Origin of the sequence: Salinibacterium sp. NG22 (genome assembly GCF_015864925.1) — a bacterium.
Lineage (GTDB): Bacteria > Actinomycetota > Actinomycetes > Actinomycetales > Microbacteriaceae > Rhodoglobus.
Genome location: NZ_JADYWG010000004.1, coordinates 110,793 through 118,849, shown reverse-complemented (window position 1 = coordinate 118,849; position 8,057 = coordinate 110,793). Strand labels below are relative to the sequence as shown.

8 protein-coding genes are annotated in these 8,057 nt (G+C 60.7%); 1 reads left to right on the top strand and 7 read right to left on the bottom strand.

The features are described 5' to 3' along the window. Positions 1-196 precede the first annotated feature (196 nt). Positions 197-859 (bottom strand): YigZ family protein, encoded by a 663-nt coding sequence (locus I6E81_RS14165; protein ID WP_197109010.1) that lies wholly within the window; start codon positions 857-859, stop codon positions 197-199. Positions 860-933: 74 nt separating this feature from the next. Between I6E81_RS14165 and I6E81_RS14160 the strand changes: the two genes are divergently transcribed. Next, positions 934-1,149 carry an SCO4848 family membrane protein gene (locus tag I6E81_RS14160; RefSeq protein ID WP_197109009.1) on the top strand — a complete coding sequence of 72 codons (216 nt, stop codon included), beginning with the start codon at positions 934-936 and terminating at the stop codon, positions 1,147-1,149. A 186-nt stretch (positions 1,150-1,335) separates the two neighbouring features. On the opposite strand, the gene I6E81_RS14155 is transcribed toward I6E81_RS14160, so the two are convergent. From I6E81_RS14155 to I6E81_RS14130, 6 genes are all read right to left on the bottom strand, one after another. Then, positions 1,336-1,689 (bottom strand): DUF488 domain-containing protein, encoded by a 354-nt coding sequence (locus I6E81_RS14155; protein WP_197109008.1) that lies wholly within the window; start codon positions 1,687-1,689, stop codon positions 1,336-1,338. 178 nt (positions 1,690-1,867) lie between these two features. Further along, positions 1,868-4,165, bottom strand: a complete 2,298-nt coding sequence (locus tag I6E81_RS14150; protein ID WP_307784018.1) for a glycoside hydrolase family 3 N-terminal domain-containing protein — start codon at positions 4,163-4,165, stop codon at positions 1,868-1,870. Beyond that, entirely contained in the window at positions 4,162-5,097 is a 936-nt protein-coding gene (locus I6E81_RS14145) for an ABC transporter permease (RefSeq protein ID WP_231600222.1), read from the bottom strand. Before I6E81_RS14145 ends, I6E81_RS14150 begins: the two co-directional genes overlap by 4 nt. 147 nt (positions 5,098-5,244) lie before the next feature. After that, on the bottom strand, positions 5,245-6,324 hold the full coding sequence (locus tag I6E81_RS14140; protein ID WP_197109007.1) for an ABC transporter permease: 1,080 nt from the start codon (positions 6,322-6,324) through the stop codon (positions 5,245-5,247). Then, positions 6,321-7,130 carry an ABC transporter ATP-binding protein gene (locus I6E81_RS14135; protein WP_197109006.1) on the bottom strand — a complete coding sequence of 270 codons (810 nt, stop codon included), beginning with the start codon at positions 7,128-7,130 and terminating at the stop codon, positions 6,321-6,323. Before I6E81_RS14135 ends, I6E81_RS14140 begins: the two co-directional genes overlap by 4 nt. Next, a complete protein-coding gene (locus I6E81_RS14130) occupies positions 7,127-7,951 on the bottom strand; it encodes an ABC transporter ATP-binding protein (protein ID WP_197109005.1) in 825 nt (274 codons plus the stop codon). Before I6E81_RS14130 ends, I6E81_RS14135 begins: the two co-directional genes overlap by 4 nt. Between the last annotated feature and the right edge of the window lie 106 nt (positions 7,952-8,057).

Here is an 8,057-nt window from a genome sequence, read left to right as displayed (position 1 = left end):
CTCTGCGCCGATGGTACTGCAAGGGGGACCTTGTGGGAGAGTAGGACACCGCCGGACTTCAATTGTAAAATAGCCACACCCTTCGGGGTGTGGCTATTTTGCGTTAACCACCCACCGGACAATCTCGGTCCACCGCCGGGTGCAGTTTTCGTTCGATCGGAGCTCGGCGTCGAGTGGACAGACATCCAGCGCTGGGCTAACGGAGCTCCGCGTCTACCCACTCGGAGCCGACAGGCTCCAGCGATCGCGCACCCGACGTGATGCCGGCAACCCGCTCGGCCAGCGCTGATTCGTCGCCAGGGTCTGCCGCCAACGTCATCACCGCTGCGCTGCCGTATTCGGTGCCGACTACCGTGACGCCGTGTTGGCGCAGCTCAGACTCAACCCGGCCGGCATCCGCATGGGGGAGCGCCAGCTGAAATAGCTCACGACGTTCTCGAAGCACAAGGCGCTTCTGTGCCCGTAAGTCATCGACGGCGAGTGCCGTGGCATCCGAGTAGGCGCGAATAAGACCACCGGTGCCCAAGAGGGTGCCGCCGAAATAGCGTGTCACCACCGCAACGCAATCAACGAGGTTGCGACCAGTGATCACGTCGAGAATGGGGCGCCCGGCGGTTCCGGACGGCTCACCATCATCGTTTGATCGGCGGACCTGATCGGCCTCTGTCGAAGAGCCGAGCACAAACGCCGAGCAGTGGTGCCGGGCGTCCCAATGCGTTTTACGCGCCTGTTCGATGACGTCTCGAGCATCCGCTTCGTTGTCGACTCGGACTATGTGGCAGAGGAAGCGTGAGCGTTTGACTTCGAGTCCGGCTTCGGCGCTGGCGCCGGGGCCTCCGCGTAACGTGTACTCGAGCATCCACCCATTGTCTCGCAGGTTGGTTCGGAGGGATGGCGCAACGGCCCTCGAGCGCGGCGTAGGCTGAGAACATCATGGAGCTGTTTGCCGCAATCATTCTGTTTATTAGCGCGTTGTTCAATGTCGTCGCATGGCCGCGGTTCTTCAAGCGCGTCAGCGCTGACCCCCGCGCGCGCGACACCGCGGGAAAGGCCACCGCGTTCTACCGTGTGCACGCTGTGCTGCTCGGTATTTCGCTGCTTATCGCCGCAGCATCTGTGCTTGCTGGCATGCTGCTGCTGCGTGGCTAACTCATGCCGCGCTAGCCGCTAGCTGCTGGCTTCTCTAGGCGATCGCTGTGGCGCTAGCCGCTGCGTCCATTGTTGCGGGGCGTTTCTTCTCCCGCAGTAGTTTGTCGTGCGGTTCCGGCGATGATGTCGCAGAGATCCGTCGTTTCGGGGTGCCGAGTGCAGAACCGTGCACGGGCCCAGATCCGCTCAGGAGTGCTCGGCAAGGTAGTCGCCTAGAATCACAGCGTGGTTTACGTGAGGATCTTTAGCCCCATAGAGCAGTGTGACGTGCGCATGCGTGGTTAGTCGACTCAGGATGTCGGGGAGCAGGACGTTGTCGTCGAGCTCCGCACGATAGCGGTCGGCGAATTCGTTCAGGGATTCCGGATCGTGGTTCCACCACTTTCGTAGTTCCGAAGTAGGCGCCAGGTCTTTGCACCATTCGTCGAGCGCAGCGTCTGTCTGTGTAATGCCGCGCGGCCAGAGTCTGTCGACGAGAATTCTGTAGGCGTCGGCATTCTCTTGTACGCCATATATTCGAGCAATCGTGAATGTGGTCACGGGTTAGAACCTTGTCTACGCGGATCCCGCTGGGGAGGTCGGTTGTGTCGCCCAGTATAGGGATAGTGGGCTATAAGGTCAGTTTTCCTTGAAGGAACGGAGCGCGCAATCAGCGGCCGAAGTCGAGGAATCCCTTCTGGTTCGCCGTATCTCCAGAGTCGGGGGTCGTCACCGGTTCCTATACGGATGCGAGGACGGAGAACGGGGCCGCGAGGAGCACTTCGTTGCGCGACGAGGGCCCGACGAGCAATTCAAAGGTTCCGGGTTCGACGCGACGCGTCGCGTTGGCATCTACAAGGGTGCAGTCGGCAACGTCGAGTTCGATCGAGACCGCCTGCGACTCGCCTGGGTTGAGGTCGACGAGGCGGTAAGTCTTGAGCTCCTTGTCTGCCCAGCTCACGGATGTGACTTGGTCGCGGATGTATACCTGAACAACCTCGCGGGTCGGTCGGGTACCGGTATTTGTCACTGTCACCTCTGCCTGAACGGTGCCGTCGAGGCCGTATTCGTCCCCGATGATCCGAAGGTTGTCGTATTTGACCGTCGTATAGGAGAGTCCCTCTCCGAATGCATATGCGGGGCTCTGGGTGAGGTCAGCGTAACGGTTTCCATGTTGCCCGCGGATCTGGTTGTAGTAGGTGGGCTGTTGCCCGGCGTGACGCGCGAAAGAAATGGGAAGGCGTCCGCTCGGCTCGACGATCCCGAGGAGCACTTCGGCGATTGCCTGACCACCCTCCATGCCGGGGTTTGCGGCCCACAGCAGAGCAGCCGCGCGATCAGCCGACGGTGGTAGCACGAGGGGTTTCGAGGCGAGAAGAACGAGAACAAAGGGCGTCCCTGTTTCCGCGATCGCATCGATGAGCGCGTTCTGGCCACCAATGAGTTCAAGGGTCGCGGTCGAGCGGCCTTCGCCGACTAGTTCGATTCTGTCCCCGACGACCACTACGGCGACGTCGCTCTGGCGTGCCGCGGAGACCGCGGCGGCGATCATCTTTTCATCTGGCGGGCAGGGCACCACTAACGGCGGGCGTGGCTGACCATCAGGGAAAAATGCACCCTCAGGATCATCGTCGAGCGTCAGTATGTTGGCCCCCTCTGCGTAGTCGATGGTCCAATCAGCGGGGCAAGCGAGGCGTAGACCATCGAGAGTGGTCGTGATCATGTCGCGGGGGTGTCCGTTCGGCAGCCAGTCCGCCTGCCCCGATGAGCCAGCCCAGTCGCCGAGCTGCGTTTGCGCGTCATCAGCGAGAGGTCCGACTACCGCCACTCGACGCGGCGTTGCCTCCGTGTGGGCGGGGGCATCCTCATCCGTCGCGTTGAGGAGGGGGAGTGTGCCGTCGTTGCGCAGGAGAACGAGCGAGCGACGGGCAGTCTCACGATTGAGGGTACGGTGCGGTTCGCTTGCGAGAACCGTGTCGATCCGGCTGGCATCGGGGTGTCGGGGATTCTCGAAAAGCCCGAACTCGAATTTCAGGCGCAAGATGCGCGAGACCGCAGGGTCGAGATCTTCCTCGACGAGCAGACCTCGTTCGATGGCCTCGAGAGCACCGTGGAAGAACCCGGGAGTTGTCATGACCATGTCGTTGCCGGCCTTTACTGCTGCGGCTGCGGCGTGTGCGTAATCCGGTTGAACCTGCTGTTCCCAGACCATGCGTCCGACGTTGTCCCAGTCGGTGATGAGGGTTCCGGTGTAGCCCCATTCGCCGCGCAGTACATCGTTGAGAAGCCAATCGTTGATTGTAATTGGCACGCCGTCGGTCGTCTGATATCCCAGCATGAAAGTGCGGCAGCCTTCCTTTGCCACTCGTTCGAATGGCGGAAGGAACCAGGAGCGGAGCTTGCGCCGGGAAATGTCAGCTTCGCTGGCGTCGCGCCCACCTTGAGTTTCAGAGTATCCGGCAAAGTGTTTGGCGGTCGCGAGGATGGCTGTGCTGTCTTGGGGGCCATCGCCTTGATATCCCCGCACCATAGCCGAAGCGAGTTCTCCGATGAGGAAGGGGTCCTCGCCAAAGGTCTCGTTGATGCGCCCCCAGCGCAGGTCGCGAGCGATACACAACACAGGCGAAAAGGTCCAGTGCACGCCGGTGGCAGCGACCTCTTTAGCGGTAGCCCGCGCGACACGCTCGAGCAGGTCGGGATCCCACGACGCCGCCATTCCGAGTTGAGTTGGGAAAATAGTGGCGCCTTCGAAAAACGAGTGGCCATGGATGCAGTCCTCGCCGACGATGAGCGGGATCTGAAGCCGGGTCTGGGCGACAAGCTCGTGCGCGATCGCGAGGCGTTCAGGCGACGCGTGCAAGATCGACCCCACGTGTTGACGCAGTACTTGTTCCGGTAGGTCCTCGCGCGCGTCGAGCTGCATCATCTGCCCGACTTTCTCCTCAACGGTCATTCGCGAGAGGAGGTCGAGGACTCTGTCGTCGACGGTACTTGTCGGGTCGCGGTAGAGGGGGGCGGTGGTGTTGGTGCCGGTCACGAGTTCTCCGTCGTTAGTGATGCTGATGGTGATGCTGTTGTCGCTGGCCGAACGGCTGTCACAGTGTCGTTGACGTTCAGGCCCTTCTTCTTCATTGCCCGTGCCCGTTCTCCGGCAGACCTCAATCGTGGGTTGACGTATTCGTCGATACCGAAATTGATCAGCGACAGGGCGACGCCGATGGCCGCGATGCAGAGTCCCGGAGGCATGTACCACCACCACTGATCTTGGCGAAACGCGCCTTGGGCACCTGCCCAGTTGAGAATCGTGCCCCAGTTGTAGGTTGTGACAGGGATAACCCCGATGTACGACAGAGTCGTGAGCCCGAGGATCGCCGCGGTCACGGTCCCCACGAAGCTCGCAGCGATAAGCGCCATGAGGTTGGGAAGCATTTCGACCAGGATGATTCGGTGGAGCGGCTCGCCGTTGGCGCGGGCTGCTTGAATGAAATCGCGATTGCGCAGAGACATCGTCTGGGCGCGCAACACCCGCGCGCCCCACGCCCATCCGATGACACCAAGTACCGCAGCGATCAGGATCAAAGGTGGATCATCGAACATCGATGCAACGATGATGATGAGCGGCAACCCCGGGATCACAAGGAAGACATTCGTGAGAGCAGAGAGTCCCTCGCTGCGCCAGCCTCGTACGTAGCCAGAGATAACTCCGACGATAATCGCGATCGTGGTGGCGATGATTGCAGCAAGAAAGCCCACAACGATGACACCACGAGTGCCGTGGATTACTTGACTCAACACATCCTCGCCGATGTGGGTGGTGCCCAACCAGTGCGCCGCGGACGGGGGTTGAAAGCGAGCGGTGTTGTCGATGGCTGTGGGCGAATATGGCGCCAGCACATCAGCGAAAATTGCCACGAGTACGAAAAAGCCGAGGATCGACAGTCCCGCGATCGATTTGCCGTTACGGAACATCGCAAAGGCTGAACCCAGCTTCGTCCAGAACGTTGGCTTCTCGGGACCGTAGCCACCGCGGCGCTTGTGGAGTGTATTGATTAGCGCAGTTTCTGGAGTCCACGCCGGGCGGCTGGTCGAGGTATCGTTCACACTTGTTTTCATGGCTCAGTCCTCCGTCTGACGCGTGCGCGGGTCAAGGAATGCGTAGGCAATGTCTGCGAGCACATTCGCCAGCAACACTGAGAGAGTGATCACGAGGAAGACACCCTGCATGAGCGCGTAGTCCTTCGCATTGGTGGCATCGAGGAGCAGTTTGCCCAGCCCCGGGTAGCTGAACACCACCTCCATCACGATCGTGCCGCCGACTATGAATCCGATCGATAAGGCAAAGCTCTGAATCTGGGGGAGCACAGCATTGCGTGCCGCATATCCCCAGAGCACTCGGCTGTTCGGCATTCCCTTGGCCTGCGCCACCATGACATAGTCCTCATCGAGCACGGTGAGCATCATGTTGCGCATGCCGAGCATCCATCCGCCCAGTGACGCGATGACGATGGTGAGCGCTGGCAAGGTTCCGTGATGGATCACTTGGCCGATGAACTCGAACGAGAGCTCCGGCGAGATCCCGACACCGTATGCCTTGCCGATCGGGAACCAGCCGAGGTTCACCGAGAAGAGGGCGATTGCGAGTAGGCCAAGCCAGAAGTAAGGGATGGTGCTCAGGAATGTGGTGATGGGAATGAGGGCATCGAGCTTGCTCCCGCGTCGCCATCCGACAATCGCGCCGCCAATGGTTCCGATCGCGAAAGAGATGAGGGTCGCGAAGCCTACGAGACCCAGAGTCCAGGGGAGGGATTGACTGATGACTTCAGTGACGGGGCGCAGGCCGTGCAGCAGCGAGACTCCGAGATCGCCGCGAAGCAGAAGACCTAGGTACTCCACATACTGCTGCAGAAGTGATTTATCGGTGTCGAGGCCGAGGAGCGAGCGCAGCGCCTCGGCGGCCTCGGGAGTGACGTTGCGGTTTCGGGCGAGGTATTGGGTGACCGCGTCGCCCTTCATCATGCGGGGCAGGAAAAAATTGATCGTGATCGCGGCCCATAGCGTGAAGAGGTAGAACAGCGCGCGGCCGCCGAGGAACCTCCAGGGGATACGCGAGTGTCCCTTGACGGCGTTCGTGGGGGTGGTGTCAGCATCGACGCTGTCAGAATCGTCGGTGAAAGGCTGAGGCTGGATAGCGGTCACTGGGTTCCTCCGAGAATGCCGGTTGCCGACCCGAAGTGCCTATCGGGATCGGGGGATGCCGCACGAAGCCTTTGTGTGTAGGGGTTTTGCGGGCGAAGTATGACGTCATCGGCGGCTCCGCGTTCGACCACCCGACCCTGGTTGAGCACGATAATCTCGTCGCTGAAGTGGCGAGCGGTCGCCAGATCGTGGGTGATGTACAGCACCCCGAGGCCCTCTTCGCGTTGAAGATCGGCGAGCAAGTTGAGCACCCCGAGACGGATTGACACATCGAGCATCGAGACTGGTTCATCGGCGACGAGGAACTGTGGCCGAGAAGCAAGCGCGCGGGCAATGGCAACGCGCTGCCGCTGGCCTCCGGAAAGTTCGTGGGGCCGTCGGTCGATGACGGTGTTTGGCTCAAGGTGCACGCGGCCGAGAAGGCGTCGCACTTCGTCGTCGAGCTGTTCCTTCGGCACGACATTGTCGAGCTGAAGCGGACGCTGGATGTGGTAACCGATCGAGTGGTACGGGTTGAGCGAGGCGAACGGATCTTGGAAGACCATACGCAGCTGCTGGCGGTAGGAGCGAAGACCCTTCCCGCGACGGGGGATCGGCTTTCCCCCCAAACGCACCTCGCCGGTCGTTGGCGTTTCGAGTTGAGTGAGAATCTTCGCGATTGTCGACTTGCCGCTTCCTGACTGGCCGACAAGCCCGGTTGTGTGGCCGGACTGGAGCGTAAAGCTCACATCATCCAGCGCCTTAATCTGGCCGGCGCCCCGTACAGAGTAAATCTTGGTGACAGCATCGAATTCGAGAAGGCTCATCGCGAAACCAGGCCTTTCTCACCGGTGAGGCGCGGGAAGGATGCCAGTAGTGACTTTGTGTAATCGTTTTGCGGATTAGTCCAGATTTGCTCTGCCGTGTCGAGCTCAACGATCTCGCCGTCTCGCATGATCGCGATGCGATCGCTGATTTCGAGGAGAAGGGGGAGGTCATGTGTGATGAAGATGACAGAGAAGCCGAATTCATGGCGCAAAGCAGAAATTTGACGCAGAATCTCGCGCTGCACGAGCACATCGAGTGCTGTGGTCGGCTCATCCATCACCATCAGCTGCGGGCGGAGGGCGAGTGCCATAGCGATCATTACGCGCTGGCGCATACCGCCGGACAGCTCGTGGGGAAAGGAGCGGTACCGCTGTACGCCAACTTTGACGATCTCAAGCAGTTCACTAACCGCGGTGCGTCGCTCCGCTTTGGTGTGTGTCGGCCGGTGGACCTCGAAAACGTCTTCGAGCTGTGATCCGATCGTCGCTACGGGGTTGAGAGAGTTCATGGCGCCCTGGAACACCATAGAGATCTTGTCCCAACGAAACCGGCGCATGTCTTCGGGGTCTAGCGCGTTGATCTCAATGTCCTCGCCCGACGAGTCGTGGAAGACGACGGAACCGCTGGTAATTACCGCGGGGGCTTTGAGTAGTCTCTGGACCCCGTAGGCAAGGGTGGTCTTGCCGCATCCGCTCTCGCCGGCCAGCCCGAGGATCTCGCCGCGACGAAGGTCAATGTTGACGTTGGTAACGGCCTCCACGGGCGGATCGACGTCGTAGACGACCGAGAAGTCTCTGACGGAAAGCAGGGATTCTCCCATTGGTTCATGCTCGCTTTCTTGGTGCCTAGCGCTTGGTGTGTAGCGCCTGACGACTTATTCCTGCTGGTTGGCTGGCTGGCGGGGCGAGTGCGATAGCCGCACTGCC

What these genes read in the sequence shown, in the direction of transcription:
- I6E81_RS14160 (WP_197109009.1), top strand. Translation starts at nt 934, where the DNA reads ATGGAGCTGTTTGCCGCAATCATTCTGTTTATTAGCGCGTTGTTCAAT.
- I6E81_RS14165 (WP_197109010.1), bottom strand. Translation starts at nt 859, where the DNA reads ATGCTCGAGTACACGTTACGCGGAGGCCCCGGCGCCAGCGCCGAAGCC.
- I6E81_RS14145 (WP_231600222.1), bottom strand. Translation starts at nt 5,097, where the DNA reads ATGTTCCGTAACGGCAAATCGATCGCGGGACTGTCGATCCTCGGCTTT.
- I6E81_RS14135 (WP_197109006.1), bottom strand. Translation starts at nt 7,130, where the DNA reads ATGAGCCTTCTCGAATTCGATGCTGTCACCAAGATTTACTCTGTACGG.
- I6E81_RS14130 (WP_197109005.1), bottom strand. Translation starts at nt 7,951, where the DNA reads ATGGGAGAATCCCTGCTTTCCGTCAGAGACTTCTCGGTCGTCTACGAC.